This window comes from Chitinophaga filiformis, from assembly GCF_021646545.1.
Lineage (GTDB): Bacteria > Bacteroidota > Bacteroidia > Chitinophagales > Chitinophagaceae > Chitinophaga > Chitinophaga filiformis_A.
The window spans coordinates 270,075-291,839 of sequence record NZ_JAKIRP010000011.1 but is presented as its reverse complement, the minus strand read 5'-3'; the positions used below and the strand labels follow the sequence as shown (position 1 = coordinate 291,839).

25 protein-coding genes and 2 tRNA genes are annotated in these 21,765 nt (G+C 45.0%); 11 read left to right on the top strand and 16 right to left on the bottom strand.

The genetic code is table 11. The features are described 5' to 3' along the window. Positions 1-593 precede the first annotated feature (593 nt). The 4 genes from ispE to L3C95_RS24185 form a co-directional block, all read right to left on the bottom strand. The gene (gene ispE, locus L3C95_RS24200; protein ID WP_236391563.1) at positions 594-1,415 is read right to left on the bottom strand and encodes a 4-(cytidine 5'-diphospho)-2-C-methyl-D-erythritol kinase; all 822 of its coding nucleotides are present in this window, start codon (positions 1,413-1,415) and stop codon (positions 594-596) included. Between the two features lie 64 nt (positions 1,416-1,479). After that, complete coding sequence (locus L3C95_RS24195; RefSeq protein ID WP_106603870.1) at positions 1,480-2,082, bottom strand: bifunctional nuclease family protein; 603 nt, start codon at positions 2,080-2,082, stop codon at positions 1,480-1,482. A 104-nt stretch (positions 2,083-2,186) separates the two neighbouring features. Next, positions 2,187-3,152 carry an electron transfer flavoprotein subunit alpha/FixB family protein gene (locus L3C95_RS24190; protein ID WP_236391560.1) on the bottom strand — a complete coding sequence of 322 codons (966 nt, stop codon included), beginning with the start codon at positions 3,150-3,152 and terminating at the stop codon, positions 2,187-2,189. 69 nt (positions 3,153-3,221) lie between these two features. Next, complete coding sequence (locus L3C95_RS24185; RefSeq protein ID WP_236391558.1) at positions 3,222-3,962, bottom strand: electron transfer flavoprotein subunit beta/FixA family protein; 741 nt, start codon at positions 3,960-3,962, stop codon at positions 3,222-3,224. 51 nt (positions 3,963-4,013) lie between these two features. Here L3C95_RS24185 and L3C95_RS24180 point away from each other — a divergent pair, with 51 nt between their 5' ends. Together L3C95_RS24180 and tilS are read left to right on the top strand one after the other, a co-directional pair. Further along, positions 4,014-4,322, top strand: coding sequence for a tetratricopeptide repeat protein (locus L3C95_RS24180; protein ID WP_236391556.1), 309 nt, complete (start codon positions 4,014-4,016; stop codon positions 4,320-4,322). 10 nt (positions 4,323-4,332) lie between these two features. After that, positions 4,333-5,670, top strand: a complete 1,338-nt coding sequence (gene tilS / locus L3C95_RS24175; RefSeq protein ID WP_236391554.1) for a tRNA lysidine(34) synthetase TilS — start codon at positions 4,333-4,335, stop codon at positions 5,668-5,670. Between the two features lie 10 nt (positions 5,671-5,680). On the opposite strand, the gene L3C95_RS24170 is transcribed toward tilS, so the two are convergent. From L3C95_RS24170 to L3C95_RS24135, 8 genes are all read right to left on the bottom strand, one after another. Continuing rightward, complete coding sequence (locus tag L3C95_RS24170; RefSeq protein ID WP_236391551.1) at positions 5,681-6,133, bottom strand: response regulator; 453 nt, start codon at positions 6,131-6,133, stop codon at positions 5,681-5,683. A 43-nt stretch (positions 6,134-6,176) separates the two neighbouring features. Next, positions 6,177-7,793, bottom strand: a complete 1,617-nt coding sequence (locus tag L3C95_RS24165; RefSeq protein WP_236391548.1) for a sensor histidine kinase — start codon at positions 7,791-7,793, stop codon at positions 6,177-6,179. A gap of 5 nt (positions 7,794-7,798) precedes the next feature. After that, positions 7,799-8,824: an ATP-binding SpoIIE family protein phosphatase gene (locus L3C95_RS24160; protein ID WP_236391546.1), complete on the bottom strand. Its 1,026-nt coding sequence runs from the start codon at positions 8,822-8,824 to the stop codon at positions 7,799-7,801. Continuing rightward, the gene (locus tag L3C95_RS24155; protein ID WP_236391544.1) at positions 8,809-9,219 is read right to left on the bottom strand and encodes an anti-sigma regulatory factor; all 411 of its coding nucleotides are present in this window, start codon (positions 9,217-9,219) and stop codon (positions 8,809-8,811) included. The genes L3C95_RS24160 and L3C95_RS24155 overlap by 16 nt, the downstream gene beginning before the upstream one ends. Further along, on the bottom strand, positions 9,200-9,604 hold the full coding sequence (locus L3C95_RS24150) for an STAS domain-containing protein (RefSeq protein ID WP_236391542.1): 405 nt from the start codon (positions 9,602-9,604) through the stop codon (positions 9,200-9,202). Before L3C95_RS24150 ends, L3C95_RS24155 begins: the two co-directional genes overlap by 20 nt. Continuing rightward, a complete protein-coding gene (locus L3C95_RS24145; protein WP_236391540.1) occupies positions 9,597-10,472 on the bottom strand; it encodes an STAS domain-containing protein in 876 nt (291 codons plus the stop codon). The genes L3C95_RS24150 and L3C95_RS24145 overlap by 8 nt, the downstream gene beginning before the upstream one ends. 81 nt (positions 10,473-10,553) lie before the next feature. Continuing rightward, entirely contained in the window at positions 10,554-11,171 is a 618-nt protein-coding gene (locus tag L3C95_RS24140; protein ID WP_236391537.1) for a rhomboid family intramembrane serine protease, read from the bottom strand. 46 nt (positions 11,172-11,217) lie between these two features. After that, positions 11,218-11,691, bottom strand: a complete 474-nt coding sequence (locus L3C95_RS24135; RefSeq protein ID WP_236391534.1) for a 23S rRNA (pseudouridine(1915)-N(3))-methyltransferase RlmH — start codon at positions 11,689-11,691, stop codon at positions 11,218-11,220. Positions 11,692-11,839: 148 nt separating this feature from the next. On the opposite strand from L3C95_RS24135, the gene L3C95_RS24130 reads away from it, so the two are divergent. Then, positions 11,840-11,913: transfer RNA gene (locus L3C95_RS24130), tRNA-Arg, on the top strand. 143 nt (positions 11,914-12,056) lie between these two features. Here the strand turns inward: L3C95_RS24130 and L3C95_RS24125 are convergent. After that, on the bottom strand, positions 12,057-13,040 hold the full coding sequence (locus L3C95_RS24125) for a transposase (RefSeq protein ID WP_236391532.1): 984 nt from the start codon (positions 13,038-13,040) through the stop codon (positions 12,057-12,059). Beyond that, entirely contained in the window at positions 13,030-13,386 is a 357-nt protein-coding gene (locus L3C95_RS24120) for a transposase (RefSeq protein ID WP_236391530.1), read from the bottom strand. Before L3C95_RS24120 ends, L3C95_RS24125 begins: the two co-directional genes overlap by 11 nt. Before the next feature lie 204 nt (positions 13,387-13,590). Between L3C95_RS24120 and L3C95_RS24115 the strand changes: the two genes are divergently transcribed. Next, positions 13,591-13,667, top strand: a tRNA-Arg gene (locus L3C95_RS24115). A 70-nt stretch (positions 13,668-13,737) separates the two neighbouring features. Here L3C95_RS24115 and L3C95_RS24110 read toward each other — a convergent pair. After that, entirely contained in the window at positions 13,738-14,076 is a 339-nt protein-coding gene (locus L3C95_RS24110) for a hypothetical protein (protein WP_236391527.1), read from the bottom strand. Positions 14,077-14,280: 204 nt separating this feature from the next. On the opposite strand from L3C95_RS24110, the gene L3C95_RS24105 reads away from it, so the two are divergent. The 7 genes from L3C95_RS24105 to ilvD all read left to right on the top strand — a co-directional run bounded on the left by L3C95_RS24105 (position 14,281) and on the right by ilvD (position 21,455). After that, positions 14,281-15,195 carry a polysaccharide lyase gene (locus L3C95_RS24105; protein WP_236391525.1) on the top strand — a complete coding sequence of 305 codons (915 nt, stop codon included), beginning with the start codon at positions 14,281-14,283 and terminating at the stop codon, positions 15,193-15,195. Positions 15,196-15,542: 347 nt separating this feature from the next. Continuing rightward, positions 15,543-16,190, top strand: a complete 648-nt coding sequence (locus tag L3C95_RS24100; protein WP_236391523.1) for a hypothetical protein — start codon at positions 15,543-15,545, stop codon at positions 16,188-16,190. A gap of 343 nt (positions 16,191-16,533) precedes the next feature. Further along, entirely contained in the window at positions 16,534-16,662 is a 129-nt protein-coding gene (locus L3C95_RS24095; RefSeq protein ID WP_236391521.1) for an SDR family oxidoreductase, read from the top strand. Between the two features lie 57 nt (positions 16,663-16,719). After that, entirely contained in the window at positions 16,720-17,556 is an 837-nt protein-coding gene (locus tag L3C95_RS24090; RefSeq protein WP_236391519.1) for an SDR family oxidoreductase, read from the top strand. Between the two features lie 208 nt (positions 17,557-17,764). Further along, on the top strand, positions 17,765-18,685 hold the full coding sequence (locus L3C95_RS24085) for a helix-turn-helix domain-containing protein (protein WP_236391517.1): 921 nt from the start codon (positions 17,765-17,767) through the stop codon (positions 18,683-18,685). Between the two features lie 492 nt (positions 18,686-19,177). Continuing rightward, positions 19,178-19,747, top strand: coding sequence for a Crp/Fnr family transcriptional regulator (locus L3C95_RS24080; RefSeq protein WP_236391513.1), 570 nt, complete (start codon positions 19,178-19,180; stop codon positions 19,745-19,747). A gap of 19 nt (positions 19,748-19,766) precedes the next feature. After that, positions 19,767-21,455, top strand: a complete 1,689-nt coding sequence (ilvD, locus tag L3C95_RS24075; protein WP_236391511.1) for a dihydroxy-acid dehydratase — start codon at positions 19,767-19,769, stop codon at positions 21,453-21,455. A 17-nt stretch (positions 21,456-21,472) separates the two neighbouring features. On the opposite strand, the gene L3C95_RS24070 is transcribed toward ilvD, so the two are convergent. Next, on the bottom strand, positions 21,473-21,700 hold the full coding sequence (locus L3C95_RS24070) for a hypothetical protein (protein ID WP_236391509.1): 228 nt from the start codon (positions 21,698-21,700) through the stop codon (positions 21,473-21,475). Positions 21,701-21,765 lie beyond the last annotated feature (65 nt).

Here is a 21,765-nt window from a genome sequence, read left to right as displayed (position 1 = left end):
AACTGTAAGATATACTTTGTAGCCGGTGTTGAACGCAATGCCGGCTATCTTGTTTTGGGGAAAAGCCTCATCATTGTCTCGGGAAACGGCCTCGGGGGCAAATGTATGATCGCATTATGTTGTCCCAGGATCATCCCGCGCTACAAACACACAGCCCCTGCATTGCCGATTGCGTCGAATGATTCCAGTATGATGATTCCCATACATGACCCTGTTTATAGTACGTATTAAAACGCCTATAGCGTGCATAAAATAATTTTATCGCGACTAAAAGATAAATATGCAAACGTAGAGGGCTTCGTTAAATGAGTAGATGAGGATTATAGTATAAAACACTTGTAGTCGGTGCTGAATGCAATGCCGGCTATTTTTATTTCCGGGAAGATTCTGCCAAACGCCTATAGCATGCGTGGAATAATTTTACCGCGATTAAAAGATAAATATTCAAACGCAGGGGCATTCGTTAAATGAGTGGATGACGTGATAAGATAAATACTTTTGCAAACGCTTACAGCTTCGTTAAAATAATTTTATAGCGTTTAAAAAACAAATATTCAAATGTAGAGGGCTTCCTTAACAGAGAAGGATGACGATTATAGCATGAATACTTTGTACCCGGCGTTGAATGTAATACCACCAGTTTTGTTTTTAGGAAAGATCCCCACAAACGCCGACCCGCTTCCGCTCATACTTGCATATACAGCCCCCTCTGCATATAATTTTTCTTTAATGGCTGCCAGCTCCGGATATGCATCGAGCACAGGTGCTTCAAAATCGTTGCTGATGGTATGCCGCCATGTTTCCACCGGTTGCAGAATATTTTCCCGTAATGACAATGCCGGCGCCTTTGGTGTAATATGGCTGAAAGCCCAGCCGGTATTGATATGTACGCCCGGATACACCAGCACAAAAGACCATTGTGAAAGATCCAGATCTATCGGCGTCATGATCTCGCCTCTGCCGGTAGCATAACAGGGTTTGTTCTGTATAAAGAAAGGACAATCGCTTCCCAGTTGAGCGGCGTAGATCAACAACTGCGCCTCCGTAATACCTAGCTGAAAACGGCTGTTCAGCAATTGCAGCATAAAAGCTGCGTCAGCAGATCCTCCACCTAATCCGGCCCCTATGGGAATGTTTTTATGCAGATGGATGTCTACCTCCGGAAGAGCAGGAAAGTCCTGTTTTAGCAGGTGCCAGGCCTTCAGGCATAGATTATCCGCACTGTTGCCGGGAACAGCAATACCGCTGGTGGCAAATTGCAGCTTACCGGGACTGATCACCTCCAGGGCATCTGTCAGTGGCAGGGGATAGAATACTGTTTCCAGTTCATGGAAGCCGTCAGTGCGTTTGCTGACTACATGCAGGCCCAGGTTTATCTTACAATTCGGAAAGACGATCATGGTATAAAAAACCATAAACCATAGTACTACTATGGTTTATGGATCGTTTATTTTGTAATAGTAAATGCAAGGATGTTTATCAGCGGCTCTTACGGCTGTTGATCTCGTCGCGGATAGCGATGGCGCGGATGTAATCTTCCTGTTCCAGCACTTCCTGCAACAGCTGCGTAAGCTCGTCCAGGTTCAGTACTTTGAGATCATCTTCCGCTCCTTTTTCATGTTCTGAGATGGTGGGAGTAACGGGTTTTACGCCGCTCTTTTTACCGGCAGGATCATCGAGCAGGATACCTGCGCTGTTAAGAATATTTTCGTAAGTAAAGATCGGACAGCCAAAACGTACAGCCAGCGCGAGGGCATCGGATGTACGTGAGTCTATCTCTATTGTTTCTTCATTACTATAACAGATCAATTTAGAATAAAAAATTCCTTCCTGCAGGTTACTGATCACCACTTCATGAAGCTCTATATTAAAAGCATTCATAAAGTTTTTCATCAGATCATGTGTCAGTGGGCGGCTGGGTTGCATTTTCTCTAATGCCACAGCGATAGCCTGTGCTTCAAACCCGCCAATTACAATAGGGAGGCGGCGCAAACCGTTCACCTCTCCTAAAACCACGGCGTAAGAATGTGTTTGCGTAATGCTGTGCGATAAAGCAACTATTTCCAGTTCTATTTTTCTCATATCTGTCCTGCGTTGTCGCTGAATATTTTATAAGAACGTGAAGTTAGAAAAAATATTCCTTATCTAAAAAACAGATAATAAGTAAGCGTTAGGTAGCGGCTTACTTACTTCATTTGCTTTATGGCAGCAGTCAGTTTCGGAACTACCTCAAAGGCATCCCCTACAATACCATAATCAGCTGCTTTAAAGAAAGGCGCTTCCGGGTCTTTATTGATGACCACGATCACCTTACTACCGTTCACCCCGGCCAGGTGCTGAATAGCGCCGGAAATACCGATCGCGATGTATAAATTAGGGCGTACAGTTAATCCTGTTTGTCCTACGTGCTCATGATGCGGGCGCCAGCCGGTGTCTGCCACGGGGCGGGAGCATGCTGTAGCCGCACCCAGTGATTTTGCCAGCTCTTCCACCAGTCCCCAGTTTTCCGGTCCTTTAAGGCCCCGGCCGCCACTCACGACGATATCTGCTTCTGTGAGCGGCACTTCTCCGCTTACTGTCTGCACACTGCTTACCTTCACTTTGAAATCAGCATCACTGATAGCAGGAGAGAAGGCTGTTACAGCTGCTTTGGCAGCCGTTGGTTCGAGCGCAAAGGTGTTAGGCATAACAGCAATCACCTTCACTGCTGTGTTGATATTAACATTGGCAAATGCCTTGCCGGAAAATACACTTTTCTTTACCACGAAACCGTTGCTGGTATCGGGCAGTGAAACCGCTCCGGATACAAAACCGGCCTTCAGGCGGGCGGCTACACGCGGCGCCACTGCCTTGCCGTCGAAATTATGTGGGAATATCACTACCTGTGCTGCTTCCTGTGCTACGGCGTCGGCAATGATCTTTGTGAATACGGTTCCTTCCACTTCATTCAGCCGGGCATCTGCCACCTGCAATACCTTTGTGGCGCCATAGTTGCCCAATGCTTCCAGCTCTTCACCAGCTGCTGTTCCCAGTACGAGTGCAGTGGCTGTAGTGCCCAGTTGCTGTGCTACTTTTGCACCGTATTGTACTGCTTCGAATGCTACTTTTTTGATCTTACCGTGAGCCTGATCTGCGAATATTAAAACTGACATGTTCTGACGTAGAATTTAAATACTTAAAAATGGAGCTTAAAATAGAGGTTCCTGCAAGCAGTTCAGCGATCAGATCACTTTTGCTTCATCGTGCAGTAATTTCACCAACTCATCGACGTTATCGGGGCTGATGAGTTTTACGCCCGCTTTTGCCGGTGGCAATTCAAAACTGGTAACGGTAGTCAAAGCGTCTGCTGCAACGGGTTCTACTACTGCCAGCGGCTTCGTGCGGGCGGCCATGATACCACGCATGCCGGGGATACGCTGTTCCGCCATTCCTTTCTGGCAGGATACAACAACGGGCAGTGTTACTTTTACGATCTCTTCTCCACCTTCTATTTCGCGGTTGATGGTTGCTTCAGTACCATTCAGCTCAAATTTTGCAGCAATAGATACATAGGGAAGGTCCAGCAGTTCGGCTACCATGCCTCCGATGGCCGCGCCGTTATAATCGATAGTTTCCTTGCCTGTAAAGATCAGGTCATATCCCTGTTTACGGGCATGTTCCGCTATCTGCGTAGCGATATAAAAACTATCCTGGCTATCTGTATTGATGCGGAATGCCTCATCACCACCCAAAGCCAGGGCTTTGCGGATAATAGGCTCCGTATCGGGACCGCCGGCGGTCACCAGGTGTACGGTAGCACCCAGGGTTTCCTTCAATTCCAAAGCGCGGACCAGGGCATACCATTCATCGTAGGGGTTAATGATGAACTGTACACCCGCTTCATTGAATTTCGTGTTGTTGTCTGTGAAAGCTATTTTTGCAGTCGTGTCCGGAGTTTTACTGATACAAACTAAAATCTTCATGGCCTAAACTGTTTTGTTTTTTAAAGCGGTATGAGCAAATATATTTAAATAATGGATAGAATAGCCAGGATAAAGGAATTTCTTAAAGACAGCCCGAATGACAGCTTTCTTAAGCATGCGCTGGCCCTTGAATACATCAAGATCGGCGATGACAGTGCCGCCAGGGCACTGTTTGAGGAGTTGCTGGCCTACGAACCGGGGTATGTAGGCTCCTACTATCACCTGGGCCGCCTGCTGGAGCGGACAGGCCTTCCGCAGGAGGCCATTGCCGTATTTGAGAAAGGCATGCAGATGGCCAGGGAAGCCAACGACAGGCATGCGTACAATGAATTACAGGCGGCATTGGATGATCTCATTTAATAACCAGTACATGGATTTACTGACAGGATTTACGATATATATAGAGAAGGAGCAGCTCTTCACACACAACCAATCAATGCTGCTGGCCGTCAGTGGGGGAGTGGATTCAGTTGTGATGGCCCATCTTTTCAAAGCGGCGGGATTCACATTCTCCATTGCCCATTGTAATTTTCAGCTACGGGGAGAAGAATCCCTGCGGGATGAAGCTTTTGTGGAAGACCTGGCAGCACGCCTGCAGGTGCCCTTCTATAAAGTTCGCTTTGATACCATGGCTCATACGGCCTCACATCGTGTATCCATCCAGGTGGCAGCCCGGCAGCTGCGTTACGAATGGCTGGAACAGACCATGGTGAAGACAGGTTGTGATTATATCGTAACAGCCCACCATATGCAGGACAGCGCTGAGACGGTGTTGATGAACCTCAGCAAAGGTACCGGTATCGCGGGCCTTCACGGTATTCTGCCTAAACAGGGATACCTGGTGCGTCCCCTGTTGTTTGCGCAGAAAGCAGACATACAGGCGTATGCCAGTGAACGTCATATCGCGTTCGTGGAAGACAGCTCCAATATCACTGTTAAATATACACGTAATTTTTTCAGACATAAGGTGATTCCCGTCATACAGGAGGCTTATCCTGGTGTGGTTGCTAATATCGCAGGGAGTATAGAACGTTTCCGCGAAGCGGAGATATTATATGCGCAGTCGGTCGAAAAGCATATCAAACGACTGGTAGAACAGAAGGGGAACATGTACATGATACCGGTGCTGAAGCTACGGAAGACCATTCCGATGCAAACGGTTGCCTGGGAAATATTCAGGCAGTATGGCTGTTCGCCGGCACAGTTGTCCCAGGTGTTGGAACTGCTGGACAGCAGTTCCGGAAAACTGGTGGAGACAAGCACGCACCGCATCATCCGCGACAGGCAATGGCTGCTCATTACACCACTGGCGGAAGAAGAAGTGCCGGTTATTGTAATTGAAAAAGACCGTACTGCAGTAGCTATGGCAGGTGGTCTGCTCAAACTAAGGACCAGCGTCAGGAAGGATGCCATAAGCATCCCTACAGCCGCTAATATTGCCTGTCTGGACCGGCATTCGCTGCAATATCCGTTAATACTTAGAAAATGGAAACAGGGCGATTATTTCTACCCTTTAGGTATGCGGAAGAAGAAGAAGCTGAGCCGCTTTTTTATTGATCAGAAATTGTCGCTTCCCCAGAAGGAGAACACCTGGGTATTGGAATCTGCAAAGCGGGTTGTCTGGATAGTAGGATTGCGGATAGATGACAGGTTTAAGATCACCGATCAGACAAAAGAACTCCTCACAATAGAGTGGGAGACCCTGTAAGCGGGGCCTCTCACTTGAAATTGTTTATGAGACTGTTGAATTCCGGAAAGGAATGCTTCTTCAGACAGAAGTCATAAAAATGCTGCGCTGACAACAGGTACTCTTCATATGTGAATGGCTTTACCATATAGGATAAAGCCCCCAGCTGTTTACACTCATGCATTTCTATCACGTTTAAGGAAGAAGAAAAGATGATCACCGGAATGTCCTTGTAGGCATCCAGGTTTTTCAACTCCCGTAATGTCTGCGTACCACTGAGCCGTGGCATATTCAGGTCAAGTACTACAAGAGAAGGCATAACGCCTGCACTTGCATGTGTGTTAGCAAGATATTCCAGTACTTTTTCCCCATCTTCCACCAGGAGGGGCACCTCCGGCAGATTGATCGCATTAAAGGCATCCTGCATAATGAACCGGTCCTCCAGGTCATCGTCTGCCAATAATATCTTCACAATATTCTCCATAACTGATAAATTCTTTCTTTACAATTAAAAACTAATGTTCTTCTTATGCCACTAATGGTAAGGTCAGAATAAACTTCGCTCCTCGTCCTGGTATACTGCTGGCGGTAATGGACCCATTATGCAGATCGGCGATCTTTTTACACATGGCGAGCCCTATACCAGTACCTGCGTATTTTTCGCGCGAGTGTAACCGTTGGAATAAGCTGAACATTTTATCCAGGTATTTCTCATCAAATCCCACCCCGTTATCTTCAAAGGTCAATTGTATCTGTTTTTCTCCCATCGTTGCATATACCTTCACTTCCGGTGGCCGCTGTTCGTCGGCGAACTTGAGCGCATTGGACAGGATGTTGTGGAACAACTGGCGCATCTGCATCGGATACACGGGCATCACCGGCAATGGCGCTACTTCTATGTGTGCGCTTTTTGCTTTTATTGCTACATCCAGGTCGTTCATGGCTTCTGCAACAAGTACATTCATATCTGTCTGAACGAGATGAAGGTTCTCCCTGTAGATCCTCGAAAAGTTCAGCAGATCATGGATCAACTGCGTCATCCGTTGACTGGCGCTTATCATATTACCCAGGAAGAGTCTACCACGGTTGTCTATCAGTTCCGCGTAATACCTGCTCAGATAGTCGCTGTAATAAACGATCTTCCGCAATGGCTCCTGTAAGTCGTGCGACGCCGCATAGGCAAACTGCTCCAGTTCCTCGTTGCTGCGGTTCAGTTCTCCGATCTTTTCTTCCAGCAGCAGCTTTGTTTCCTGCAGCTCTTTGTTGTCCCTCAACGTCTGTTCCATGACCTTTTGTGCATGGATGTCTACCAGGGAGCCTGTCCAGTAAATCGTTTCCTCATTTTCATTGATCATGGGCGCAAGAGACAGCAGATGCCAGATATATTCCTGCGTAGTATGATTTTTCAGCTCTATTTCCCTCTTCAGCGGCTTGTTTGTCGTCCGGTGGTGACACCAGTTTTCCCAGACCTCTGTGAAAAGCTCCTCGCGGATCACCGGTCGCCATCTGCTTTCGTTCAGTTCGTGGATATCATAACCCGTAAACGATTTCAACCAGCTGTTGGCGTAGATGACCTGACCTTCATGATTGATACTGAATATCATCAACGGCAGGGCGTCGGTCACTTCCCTGTACTGCGTTTCACTCTCCTTCAGCTTTTCAGCAAGTTCCTGTAACTGTTTGTTCTTACGTTTTATTTCATCGTAGGGAGACACCGGCAGTTCCACACTGAAAGAAGATATCCATTGCCGGATCCTGGCGCTGGTGATCTTCTGTACGCCGGGGATCCTGTATTCCAGCATAATTTCAATTCCCTTGTCTCCACGTTCGAGTGAGAAGCGATCAACGAGCCTCCTGGCATATACCAGGTTCTCGTTGATCTTCTCAGTAAGGTTCAGATTTCCGTCCAGCACTTTTGCAATGAGATACTGTTCGGGTTCCTTTATATCGGTTCTGACAGCCAGTATAAGAACGGCATTATGTCCATATTCTATGACATGTCTCGACACCTCAGACACGGCGGTTGCGAAGGTGGTCTGTACTGCGAGGGATAGTCCGGCCAGCTCTCCCAGTTTCATGATACGTTTGTGTACCAGTACCAGGTCCATATCAGTTTCCAGCGTGATCCGGGTTATTTCCTGCATTGCGGCTATTTTACTTTAACAATTACTACCGACATATCATCTGTTTTGCGCGCGTTGTCCTTATAGATGGCAGCCGCCAATACAGACATATCGTACCTGAAAATGGCGGGATACTTCATCATGTCCCAGCGGGTCCTTATACCGTCAGAGCATAAAATGAGTATCTGTTCTTTCCCCGGTTCATGTGATACTTCCTGTTCATTCATCGTGCGCGGCATATTATGCCCGATGATCCCGTTGTATGGAAGATGAGTCCTCGAGGTAGCAGCTGTCAGCATACGTGTATGTATATTTCCCACGCCACAGATCTTCCATGTATGGGTCTTGTTGCTGAAAACCGCTATAGTGCCTACCAGGCCGCGTGTGCGTTTTACATCATCATGCATTTGCCGCAATACTTCGCTCAGGTCGGAGAGCATACAGTAACGGAAGGAATTGACAGCAGCAGCAACAGCTTTGTTCGCTTCTATGCCATGCCCCAGGCCGTCTCCGAGGAAAACCCTTACACCGGCCCTGTCGGAGCGAACGTAATAGTCATCGCCGCATACTCTCTCGCCGGGTTTTGATACCAGCAAAGTCCTGATCTCAGCTCCGGGTTTTGGCGTATACTGGTCTGCCGGTTTGATAAAGAACCGCGATACCAGTATCGTGCCCCAGCCTTTTACAGAATAGATCTGCAGAAAATCAGACAGGCGTTTTACCGCTCCGAGTCCGTGGCCGAGCGTTCTGGCTGTTGATATGCCGTCCTGCATCATTCTGGCCAGATCGGTAATACCGGGTCCGCTGTCTATGGCGATGATCTCAATAGCTGGTTGGGGAGTATCGGTGAGCATGACAAGTACCTCACCGTGTCCTGCGTGTTTGATGATATTGGATCCGATTTCAGCTACGACGATATCGATCTCGGCTATTTTCTTTTCTGTCAGTCCGCATTGTATAGAAAGACGGTGCACTTCACGTTTGAGAATGGCCAGATAACTTCTGTCATCTACATTAAAACTGATATGCCGTCCGGTTACCCATTCTTCCATTTAGTGATTGTGATGGTAGTTCCTTTGCCCACCGTGCTTTTAATCTCAAAATCGTTCACCAGGCGTCTCGCTCCCGGCAATCCCAGTCCCAGGCTTTTGCCCGTAGAAAAGCCATCTTTCATGGCCTTATCAATGTCGGGTATACCCGGACCAGTATCTGAAAAGGTGACGCGCAATCCATTCTGTCGCTGGCCATTTACTATTTCAATGAGGACTGCACCCCCTCCGGCGTAACGGAGCATATTCCTGGAAAGCTCACTGGCAGCAGTGATCAGTTTTGTCTGATTGACAAGGCTCATGCCTATTTTGACAGCAAACTCTTTCAATCTGTTCCTGAAGACCACCATATCCAGTTCTTTTCCTATACGCATGTTGTCACTGGAGAGTACTATCATCGTCTATGGCTTCTTCTTCTACTTCTGTGATCTGTATTTTTTTCTGGAGGAGCTCCATTCCTTTTTCGACATTCAGTGCTGTCTGCACACCTTTCAGGGGCAGACCCAGTTCTACCAGTGTAATAGCTACAGCAGGCTGCATGCCAACTATCACTGTTTCTGCATCCAGTATCTTGCTCATTCCGGCAATATTCCCCAATATCCGGCCCATAAATGAGTCAACGATGGAAACGGAGGAAATATCTATCAATACACCTCTTGCGCCCGTTTTACTTACTGCCTGTACCAGGTCTGATTCCAGGCTGAGCGCAAGGCGGTCATACAGATCCACCTGGATAGCCACCATGAGAAAATGCCCAATTTTAAGGATCGGTATCTTATCCATCAATGCCTGCTTTTGCTTTTACAATTGGTTTCCTGACTTCCAGTTGCATCAGTGAAAATGCATACCTTAATGCGCTGGCAAGGGTCGCTTTCGTAACAATCCCGGAAAGGTCGATACCAAGGTGAACTACTGTCTGAGCTATTTCGGGGCGGATACCGCTGATGACACATTCAGCACCCATCAGACGGGTAGCGCTTACTGTTTTTATGAGGTGTTGTGCAACGAGAGAGTCTACAGCAGGTACGCCTGAAATGTCCAGGATAGCGATGCTGCTGGATGTGGCAACAATTTCCTGTAGCAGGTTTTCCATCACTACCTGTGTACGGGCACTGTCCAATGTACCGATGATAGGCATGGCCACAATGCCATCCCATACACGGATCACAGGGGTGGAGATCTCCGCTATTTCATCTGTCTGCCGGAGGATAACCTCTTCTCTTCCTTTGATGAATGTTTCGAATGTAACAATACCAAGGCTATCGATCAGTTTACTTACTTTCATGCTTTCTTCCAGCAACTGAACAGGATCGTTTTTGATCTCCTGCTGGAGAAGGGTGAGGAGGGCCTCTTTCAGACTAAAGACAAATGTGCCGGTTTCTCTGGGGGAATAACCCATTTTGGCCCTGGAGCGGGAGATAGTTTCCAGTACTTCATACAAGGGCTCGAAGGATGCAGATTGCACATCCTCCAGGTTATCACCGGTTAAACTTTGTAATAGAACATTTACGAGTTCTTCTGACTGTACCATCAGCTCCTCGTTAGACATGAGGTCCTCGCGTAGAGAAAAATCCACTAATTGATTCTTCATCCACAATTCGAGAATCTGCTTTTTCCTTTTCTGTAAGAGCTTAGCTGTGTCTAGCTTCATGCGTGTGGCTTGTTTTGTTTTGTCGGCACAAATTGTCCATTGTACATCTGGCAAAAAACAAACCGGAAAAAGATGAAGCTGTTACCTGTAACCGTGCATCAGCTGATCCAGAAAGATTAAACCGATCCTCGGTTCAAATATCAGTGGGAAAAGAAGGCCAAATACAGCGCCCCACAGATGGGCATCATGATTAATGCCGCCGGGACCACTGCGCCGGGACATATAAATCGTATAGCCGAGATATACTATACCGTAAAGTATTGCAGGCATAGGAATGAAGAACACGTAGATCTTAGCCCAGGGCTGGAAAAGAATAGCGGCGAATACTACTGCGGAAACAGCACCTGATGCGCCGATAGTCCTGTAGCCATAATTGTTCTTATGCTTGAAATAAGTGGGAATATCGGAGAGAACAAGGGCCAGCACATAAAATAGCAGGTAGTATATTTTTCCTTTAAATATCAGGAGAAACATCTCTTCAATGAACCTTCCGAAGAAAAAGAGGGTGAACATATTGAAGCCGAGATGCATAAAATCGGCATGTACAAACCCGGATGTGATGAACCGGTAATATTGCTTTTTTTCTTTTACCAGATACGGCCACATGCTCAGATCATCCATCCGCTTTTCACTATTAAATGAAGTGATAGAAATGATGCAGGTGAGAATTATAATCGCTATGCTGATTGTCATGTCCATGCCAGTCGATTGATTTAATTGATGAGAATGTAATTATACTGATTTTTTACTGATGATGATATTTCTCCCTGTTCAATACTGTATACGCCCGGTAAAGTTGTTCGGTCATGATAAGTCTGACCAGCTGATGAGGGAAGGTAAGAGGGGAGAGGGATAGTCTGAGCTGCGCTCTTTCCAGCACGCTGGCATCCAGTCCGAAGGCGCCACCAATGAGAAAAATGACCTGCCTGGTGGCTGCATTCGCCCGTTGTTGCAGAAAATCTGCCAGTTGCAGCGTTGTCTGCATTTTACCATATTCATCGAGGGCCACAAGATAATCCTGGGGCTGCAACATGTCCAGTATCATTTTCCCTTCCTGTTTTTTTAACTCAGGAACAGAGAGGCTGGCGGCCTGTTTTACAGTGGGGATCAGTTTCAGTTCAAAGTCGACATAGTGCTGCAATCGCTTTTGAAAAACAGCGATGCCGTCCTTTATATAAGGGTCATTTTCCTTTCCGATACTCCAGAGTTGTATTTTCACCTTCAGCTTGTTTTCTTAACAGATGCCCGCCCATAAAGCGGCTGGTAAATGTACGTAACCCGCTGCTTATGAATCAAACAAAAAAAATATTTAAAATATTTGGCGATTACAAATTTATTCCTACCTTTGCAATCCCAATCACGGGAATGGCTTCGTAGCTCAACTGAATAGAGCATCTGACTACGGATCAGAAGGTTTCTGGTTTGAATCCAGACGAGGTCACAGAGAGAAGGTTTCAGATAGTATCTGGAACCTTTTTTTATGATGTGATGTTTCTTATCAGGAGGCTCTTTGCAATGCATTTTCAATGATCAATTAAGAACTTGTGGAAGAGGATCAAGTTGAAAACTTGGGGGATTTTGATTCTAAGCATAGATTTTGGCTAGTCTATAAAGGAAAAACTCTACATCTCTGACTCCCCTTAGTGCATTTCTAAAGGCTTTAATCTTAGCATTGAAGGATTCTGCAGCTGCATTGGTGCTTCGGTTATCAAAGAAATTCAGAATGCCCAGATAGTGCTGCTGAATAGTTTTATCAAGGGTTTTAAACGAGGCGAGCCCTGATGATTCTACGTCAGCATGCCAGAGAGCGAGCTTTTTAAAAGCCTCCTGCCGGCTCTTGCAGAGCCGGAATACTTCACCTAACCTCAGAGATAGCTGATATGCTTTTTGAATCACTGGGTAACGTGTAAAAAGTAGTTCTGCCCGCTGCTGTTGATCCCGCGTCCATAAACGTGGATGCTTAAACAATAGGTAACGGCTACGGGCTAATAATTGCTTTACAGTATCTCCATTGACCAGCACTTGCGGATGAAAAGCAACTTTTCTCTTTCTAGCCTCTTCTATTGCCTGGTTTTCCTCTTCCATGGCTTCCCAGCGGTACTTTATCCGAACTTCCTGTACGCCATCAAAGGCTAGCTGCTGAACATGAAAACGGTCTATTACTTTGGAGGCCCTGGGAAAACATTTATCAATAACGCGATTCAGACTGCTGGCCATATCAACCGTCACTTCCTCTACTTTCATACGTAATCGTTTCGGGATCTTCTTCAGTATGTCAATCAGCTGGTCAGACTGAGTACCTTTGATCATAGCTACTAGCGAGCCTTTGCGACCTTTAGAAGCTTTATTGGTCACAATCGTATACAATTCTCCACTGGAAAATGCAGTTTCGTCAATACTCAGATGTGGACCGATGTTGTGCTTAAACAACATCCACTCTGCAGCATGCTCTTTCTGCTCCCAGCTGGTAAAATCACTTAAATGATGTTTGTATTGTTGCTGTAATTGTTTGCCGTCTATCTGAAAGAAATGGCCTAATTGTACTGGACTAATGGGATTATTGTCCAAAAGTTTCTTTTAAAAAAAGACCGAACTCTTTGGTAATACGAGCTCCGTCACTAACGACATTCCAGTCTCTGGTAATAATATCGCCGGTATTAACGTCTTCCCAGCGGCGGCGTTTGATCACCAGGGTGACTTTGTTTTCTCTGATTGGAAAATCCTGTACCCGAACTTCTGGCAGAAAGCCTTTTGAATGCAGTTTCCTATCGCTATACTCGATTGGAATCTGATTTATTTCTTCCAGGTAAATATGAAGCCCATTAGGCGATTGCGTGGTTTTGATAAGGTCAAAATACTCCAAAAGTCCCTTTGGAAGCATAAATTCTATTAGCTGTCGGTAGGTCTGATCCAAAACTGATGTTTCTTAATGAGTTGCAAAACAACAACTTTTTAACCTTCCCCACAAGTTTTCAACTTGATCCGCAGCCACACCTTAGACGGACAGCATGTTTGTATTGTCCCGACACCGGGACATTCCATCACCTTCGAAAAGGTTGAAAATCTTTTTTGGTTGTTTTAATTTTTTGTCTACATTTGCAATCCCAATCGCGGGAATGGCTCCGTAGCTCAACTGAATAGAGCATCTGACTACGGATCAGAAGGTTTCTGGTTTGAATCCAGACGGGGTCACCAGACAGGACAAGACGGATTTTTTCCTCTTGTCCTGTTTTCTGTTAATTGAACCCTACATCCAGACTGTATATCAGTGAAACAGCCTCATTGAGTCGAGCGTTTGATAATTGAAACCGTCAAACGTCAATTTTTCGGGGTAGATCGAACCAATTATCTCCCTTTTTTTTATGATGTCACCCTCCAGATACATTTTTTCCAGGTTAAGTAAAGTAGCAATTCCTGTCCTGAGCAGCCCTTCTATATCTAAATAATTCTGGTTGGGTTCCGCCATCTTTACTAAGAGCCTGTCTATCTTTCCGGTGCATTCAGCTTTCATTCTCCGATAGTCTTCGGGCTCCACTTTTTGCGTTGCCAGCAGCTCCTGCAAATAGTTTAACCTTTGTTCTATATCAGCTATCTGGTTCGACAATTGTCTCTTCCGGTCGTTAATGTACTTCGTTTGGTCATGCCCATTTTTTCTCCGGTCGCGTCATGGTGGAGCGTAATTAATTCCTCATCTCCTAATGATCGCGGCTGCCAAACATGCCAACTTTGTAGTGCATGTCATCGAAAGGCTATTGTCGTTCATTGATTGTTGAGTTCCTGCATTTTGCTAATACAAAAATCCATGGCTATGAAAAGCATATCTCCAATAGTAAAAATAGCAGTATTGGTTACTGTTGTTCTTTCATGTAAAAAATCTCTTCAAAACAGTGAGCTGGAACTGCGTGACCAGCTTGCCTCCGCGCTCACGTCGCCTGTTCCGGTAATTGCGGACTGGGAAACCGGCGATGCCAGCCAGTGGCGTGGTATCATTACCGCTGATCCTGCGCAGTTTTATGTGGGTATATCCTCGGTGGTACCGGTACGGCAGGGCACGTATGCTGCACGCTTCATTGTGCGGCCCAATGATACCATAGCCGGCATCAGCGGAGAACGCTGTGAGGCAGATATGAGCCTGGAAGGGAAGAATAACTACACGCTGGAGACCGTTGGCGATGAATATTATTATGGCTGGTCAACTTATTTCCCCACCACCTGGACCAATCCTAAAAACTTCGGCGTGTTTATGCAGTTTCATCACAATAACTATATTAACCCGCCAATTTCCTTTAATGCACACAATGATACCATTGGTGTAAACATCTGGACGGGGCATGTAACGGTTAACACTTCCGGCAAGTTGAATTTTATGTACAAGCAGTATCACATTTTGCGTAATACACTTAGCAAAGGCTTATGGAACGACTTTATTGTACACGTAAAGTTCAGGCCAGACTGGCAGGGGATAGTAGAGGTATGGCACCGGCTGCAGGGGCAGGCGGAGTTTTCGAAGGTATTGTCAGTAGATTCTATCCCCACCATGCAATGGTTCGATAATGATTCCCTTATCATCGGTAGCCCGGTAATGCATGGCTCGTGGTATACCAGCAAGATCTGGCTCCGGAACGGGTTTTACCGTGATAAAGGGGGCAGTAATGTAAACGTAATTATTCACGATAATTTTGCCCGGGCAGATAATTATTCTAGTATACGGGCGCGGTTTTAAAAACTGTTAATATTTGTAACATAAAAACGGAATGTTTTTTACACTTTGAGTAGTAGATTTTCATTATCTTTTGATTTAATAATCGTAACTTTCTCTTGGCAAAAAACGAGACACCCTAAGCTTGGAACAAGTAATGTAGTTAATCCCATTTTAGTAAAGACCCACAAACACTTACACCTTCTATAGTCTTTTCTGTATCACTCATTTTAACACCAAAATATCCTAATACATCACGAGCGTAATTAATTCCTTTACATTAAACACTTATTCCATGAAAAAATTTACCCCGCTAATCGGCCAATACATGGTCTATTTCCTCTTTCTGTTATGTTTCCCCACTTATCTTAATGCACAAAATGTTGCCAAGCGGATTACCGGCGAGCAACGGCGATTCAATCCCCTTTCTTGAATACAAACCGGCAGGTCACGACGTACCGGGAAATACAAGGAAATACCCTTTGATAATTTTTCTGCATGGTGGTGGCGAAAGAAATAACAATCCAAACATTACAGCAGGTTCGCCTGTTTGGAATATCCAGAATTTCGGCCCTTCCCGCCTTGTAAGTCTGGGATACAAAATGGACTTTACCTGGAATGGCCAGGTGGATACACAGCTGCTGGAGGAAGCGACTGCAGAACTCCTGCGTACCGGTGATATTTCCCGGCATATAAAGAAGTCATATAGAGTATATCAGGCCAGGCTGGAAAACACCTGCCGGTTGCTCTCAGAGCATTTAAGAGAATACTTAACATTTGATCAGCCGAACGGTGGCCTGGCCATCTGGGCAATGTACCGGCAAGGTATAAGTGCCGGCGCAGTTGCCAGGAATGCGGGAAAGTTGGGATTAAAGCTTAGCGACGGCAGTAATTACTTTTTCCAGCCAAATGTATCGCAACCCCACGACTTTATACGCATAGGCTACAGTTCGCTAGATGAGAGAGAAATGGCAGCTGCCATTGATATCTGGAAACGTGCCCTTAGTCCATTTGCTTAAAAATATCAGTAAAATTCCATTTCATTGAAGCGGTAACATGCAGAAAAAAGAAAGCCGTAGATAACTGTCTACGGCTTGGTCAGCGCTTTTATCGGGGTGACGGGACACTTATCGATCTTTATAATGAGGATTCATACGCCGTTAAAAGGCATAATATGAAGTATGACTAATCTATCAATGACCACAATGGCTTATACCGTATCAATTCAAAGCAATAATTAACTATACTGCTGATTTTTTAAGCGTCAGAAGATCCTACATTTTTTGGATACAACAATACTTGTTTTGGACACAGCCTTCCGCTGCTCATTTTGGAATTTTACATCATCAAAACAAACATGACGTGGAACAAAATTTCAAAAACAAAACATCAGTAATAACTGGCGGCAGCAGTGACATTGGTTACGCTACCGCCAAAGCCCTGGCGGCACAAGGTGCATCTGTTGTCATCATCGGTAACCATTTCGGATGAACAGGCATTAACAACGCCTCCTTTTTACCATAACACTGAATAAAAATCAACAAAAAAATGAAACAAACAGTATTAATTACCGGAACATCCTCCGGTTTTGGGGCCGCCGCTGCCCGTTATTTTGCCGAAAAAGGCTGGAATGTTATTGCTACCATGAGAGATGCCGGCAAAGCAGGCGATCTTGGTCATATGAGCAATGTGTTTATCACCAAACTGGACGTACACGTTGCAGAAACAATTGACGCCGCAATTGCAGCTGGTATTGAGCGTTTCGGACGCATTGATGTGATCGTCAATAATGCGGGTTATGGCTTATTCGGAATTTTCGAAGGCGTATCACGTGAAGCGATACAGCAGCAGTTTGACGTAAATGTATTCGGTGCCATGGATGTTACCCGCGCTATTCTGCCACACTTCCGCGCCAACCATGCGGGTACGATCATCAATATAAGTTCTGGTGCGGGCGCTATTGGCTTTCCCATGGCATCGATCTACAGCGCATCAAAGTTTGCATTGGAAGGCTTTTCTGAAGGCCTCCGTTATGAACTGGCTTCACTGGGCATCAAAGTAAAGGTTATCGAACCCGGCGGAGCTCTGAAAACAGGCTTCCAGGCTCGTGTAGGAGGGGAAAGCGGAAATATGCAACTCATCGAAGATTACTTCCCCTTCCTCAACCGGATCTCAGCATTGTATGGTGGTATGCAAGATGCCGCCGATGAAGACGCCGTTGAAAAAGTGGTAGCAACGATTTTTGAAGCAGCCGTTGACGAATCAGACAGGCTTCGCTACATGCCCACTAACGACATTCAGCCAATTCTGGATGCACGGCGCGGCACTTCGGAGCAGGATTACCATGCTTTCACCAATAGCCTGTTTGTTCCGAAAGAACATTAAGGGACACAAGACCATTTTCTTTACAACAATTTGAACAGTATCAGAAATGAAAACGATATTTATTACCGGCGCATCATCCGGACTTGGCAAGGCAACAGCAAAACTATTTGCCACATGAGGCTGGCGGGGTGGATGCAAGAAAATTTGATTTGGATAACTTTAAGCATTGTCACCTTTGTAGTTTTATGTCAATTACAAACAAACCGAGATGAATGGAAAAGCAAAGAATGATGTGCAAGTAATCAGCTCAATTCCTCAGTTACATAAAATACTCGGCCTGCCCGAGCCGGAGCACCCGTTGATAAGTGTGAATGGGTTGATAAAACGTAACAATTTTGAAGCATTGAATGCCAAACCGGTTGTGTATAATTTCTACTCTATTTGCATCAAGAAGCATTTTAAGGGGAAGGTAAAATATGGCCAGACGAATTATGACCATGATGCCGGCGTACTTAGCTTTTATGCACCCGGCCAGGTAATTGCTACCGAAATTTCTGAAGATGATGGCGCTATGGGCGACTGGTTGATTTTTCATCCCGACCTGTTACGGTCATACCCGCTTTTTAGTAGAATTAAGGAGTATGGTTTCTTTTCCTATGCTATAACCGAAGCACTGCATTTATCGGTAAAAGAAGAACAGACAATAGAGAAGATATGGGAGGATATAAAGCAGGAGTATCAAAGCAATATAGATACATTCAGCCAGGACGTAATCGTATCGCACATAGATCTGCTGTTGAACTATTGCAACCGGTTTTACAACCGCCAGTTTATCACGCGTAAGAAAGTCAATAACGATGTGCTATCGAAATTTGAAGATCTACTGAATGAGTATTTTGAAGGCGGGAAAAGTCTGCATAAAGGATTGCCGGAAGTACAATATTTTTCTGAAAAACTATTTGTATCTGCACAATACCTAAGTGATCTATTGAAAAGCCTGACAGGCATGACCACACAGCAGCATATTCATAACCGTGTGATAGAACTGGCAAAAAACAAATTGATGCAAACCAGGCTATCGGTTGCAGAGATCGCGTATGAGTTGGGATTTGAATATCCGCAATCTTTCAATAAGCTGTTTAAGAATAAAACCGGCATAACTCCTAACGAATTCAGGAATTTAAATTAATCCGATCATCCTTCAGCATCTTTGGGGATAAAATTATTCCGAACTATAAACCCGCTGCCGGAGCGGGTTTATAATTATGCGGGTGCCTGGACAACTATCGAACTTTTTAATTGAAGATCTTCACACCGATAAATCTGCTATCTGTTTTCAATCAAATGCGTCCCTAATGCAGCAGGGCGTAATTCTGCCTTTAACGGTTTCATCTTCCCGTGTTTCCAGAACAACTTTTGCATTTGTCAGTGGCTGTCCTGAAAAACACAGTCCAGGTCTCATAACCGCAAAGACGATGATAATCGGCAATAATTGATCAGATGGGCTTACAATCATGAGTTTTGGCATTTACTTTTCTGCCAGTGGATATGGAGATTTTTCTATTTCTTACTGGCTCTGATGACGTTTAGGTCAAAAGCGACCTTTTGAAATTTCGATTTTGACGAAGATCAAGGAATTCTAAAGAGAAATGTCACACCTTTGGTCTTCAAATAAGACCGAATGACAGCCGTGCTCGCAGAATTGATACAGTCGAAAACAATGCTCAGCGGAGAACAACTTTCCGAAGTTCTTTCGTTTTTCAAACCATTCACTGCAAAAAAGAATGAATTGTTACTAAGGGAGGGAGTTGTCGCCGATAAAATGTTTTTCATTTTGAAAGGCTGTTTGCGCCTTTTTTATAGCAACGATGATAATAACGTTTCTACCAGGTTTATGGCATTTGAACAAACGTTCCTGACATCCATTGTAAGTTTTATTTCCAGGCAACCTGCTTCCGAATATATTCAGGCAGTCGAGACCTCAGAGTTGCTGGTAATATCTTATCATGATTTTGTAAAGTTGAGGGAAAAATTCCCTGCCTGGGACAAGATGTATATATATATTCTTGAGTATGGGCTGACTGTCATAACATCGAAACTTAGTGGTCTCCTGACTCAGAGCGCAGCCGAGAGGTACAAAAATTTACTCAAAAGCAATCCCGAACTTATTCAACGGTTATCTAATGCCAACCTTGCTGCTTATCTAAATATATCACCTGAAACGCTCAGCAGACTGAAGGCACAAATGTAATTGCTATAAATATATTGATATGAGAAGTGACGAAGTAAAAAAAGGGTATCAACGGACGCCCCACAGATCATTATTGCGTGCTACGGGGCTAAAAGACCAGGATTTTGGAAAGCCATTCATTGGAGTGGCCAATTCATTCATCGAAATTATCCCTGGACACTTTTTTCTCAACAAAGTGGCTGAAATTATAAAGGATGAAATCCGGGCAAATGGATGCGTACCATTTGAATTTAATACAATTGGAGTGGATGATGGTATTGCCATGGGACACGACGGTATGCTTTATTCGCTACCCAGTAGAGAATTAATTGCCAGTTCAGTCGAAAGCGTAATGAATGCGCATAAATTAGATGCCATGATCGCTATTCCAAATTGTGACAAGATCGTACCGGGAATGATCATGGGCGCACTTAGGGTAAATGTTCCAACGATCTTTGTAAGCGGTGGTCCAATGGCCAAAGGTTATAAAAAGGATGGCACACCTATCGACCTGGCGTCTGTTTTTGAAGCAGTTGGTGAACACGAAGCGAAAAAAATAAGTGATGAAGAGCTCTTTGACATTGAATGTAACGCCTGCCCGAGTGGAGGCAGCTGTTCCGGCATGTTCACTGCCAACTCAATGAATACTTTGATGGAGGCAATGGGTATCGCCCTGGCAGGCAATGGTACTATTTTGGCGCAAACCAGGGAACGAGAGGAACTTTATAGAAAGGCTGCACGAAGAATTTGTGAGATTGCAAAGGACGAGGCTTTGCGCGAGCTATTTAAATTGAAGAACATCCTAAATGAAAATGCGGTGAAAAATGCATTTGCTGTTGACATGGCAATGGGCGGAAGTACTAATACAGTACTGCATATGCTGGCCATAGCTAATGAAGCAGATGTAAATTTCCAGTTAAAGGACATTAACCATATCAGTAAGAATGTTTCTCATATAGCTAAGATTTCTCCAAGTTTGAGCACGGTTCATATGGAAGATATAAATAAGGCCGGAGGTGTGAATGCCGTAATGAAAGAAATAACCAAAAGGGGGAATAAGGTTTTGATAGACAATTTGACTATAAGTGGAGAGACTTTATTTGAGAAAATTGCAGAAGCTAAGATCATAGATGAAAATATCATTCATCCTATCGACAACCCATATAGCAAAGTAGGCGGCCTGGCTATTCTGTATGGAAATCTGGCTGAGCAGGGGGCTGTAGTTAAAACGGCAGGCATTACCGGAGAGAGGGCATTTACTGGTAAAGCTGTGTGTTTTGACGGTCAGGCGGAAGCAATTGAGGGTATTCTAAGTGGGAAGGTGAAGGCCGGCGATGTGGTAGTGATAAGGTATGAAGGACCAAAGGGTGGTCCTGGTATGCAGGAAATGCTGACACCTACGAGTCTGATAATGGGTATGGGGCTCGGAAACTCTGTAGCACTTATTACTGATGGAAGATTCAGCGGTGCAACGAGAGGCGCATCAATAGGTCATGTTTCTCCCGAAGCTGCAGAAGGTGGTATGATAGGATTGCTTAAAGACGGGGATGAAATTCATATAGATGTGGATCAATATATTCTATCCGTCAATTTAAGTGAAGAAGAAATTGCGTACAGGAAAGCCTCATTTACACCACCTAAAAAGGCATTACAGTCGAGGTGGCTGGCTCAATACAGCGCTCTGGTCACTAATGCCAGCAGAGGAGCCGTCCTTAGAACTGAACTGTAAATTTATATGTTGCGTTTTCACCGTTTCTTCCCGCTGGTACTTTCTTTAGAAGAAGTGTTTTTCGGCGCCTGGTTGCGGCTTTTAGGAGTGAAGGCTTCACGGGCGCGTTTAAGTCCTGCAGCAATTGCAACACCTTCCGGCATGCCCTCTGCCAGAAGTGCATTGGCTATCTCCACAGCTTTGTTGCGCACCTTCACCGGCTGGTTTTTATATGATGGCGGGTAATCACCGTTGTACCATGGCATATGCTACGTTTTTGTTCTCTACATCAAATATTGCTCCATCCACCAAAAAACGTGACAAATACCTC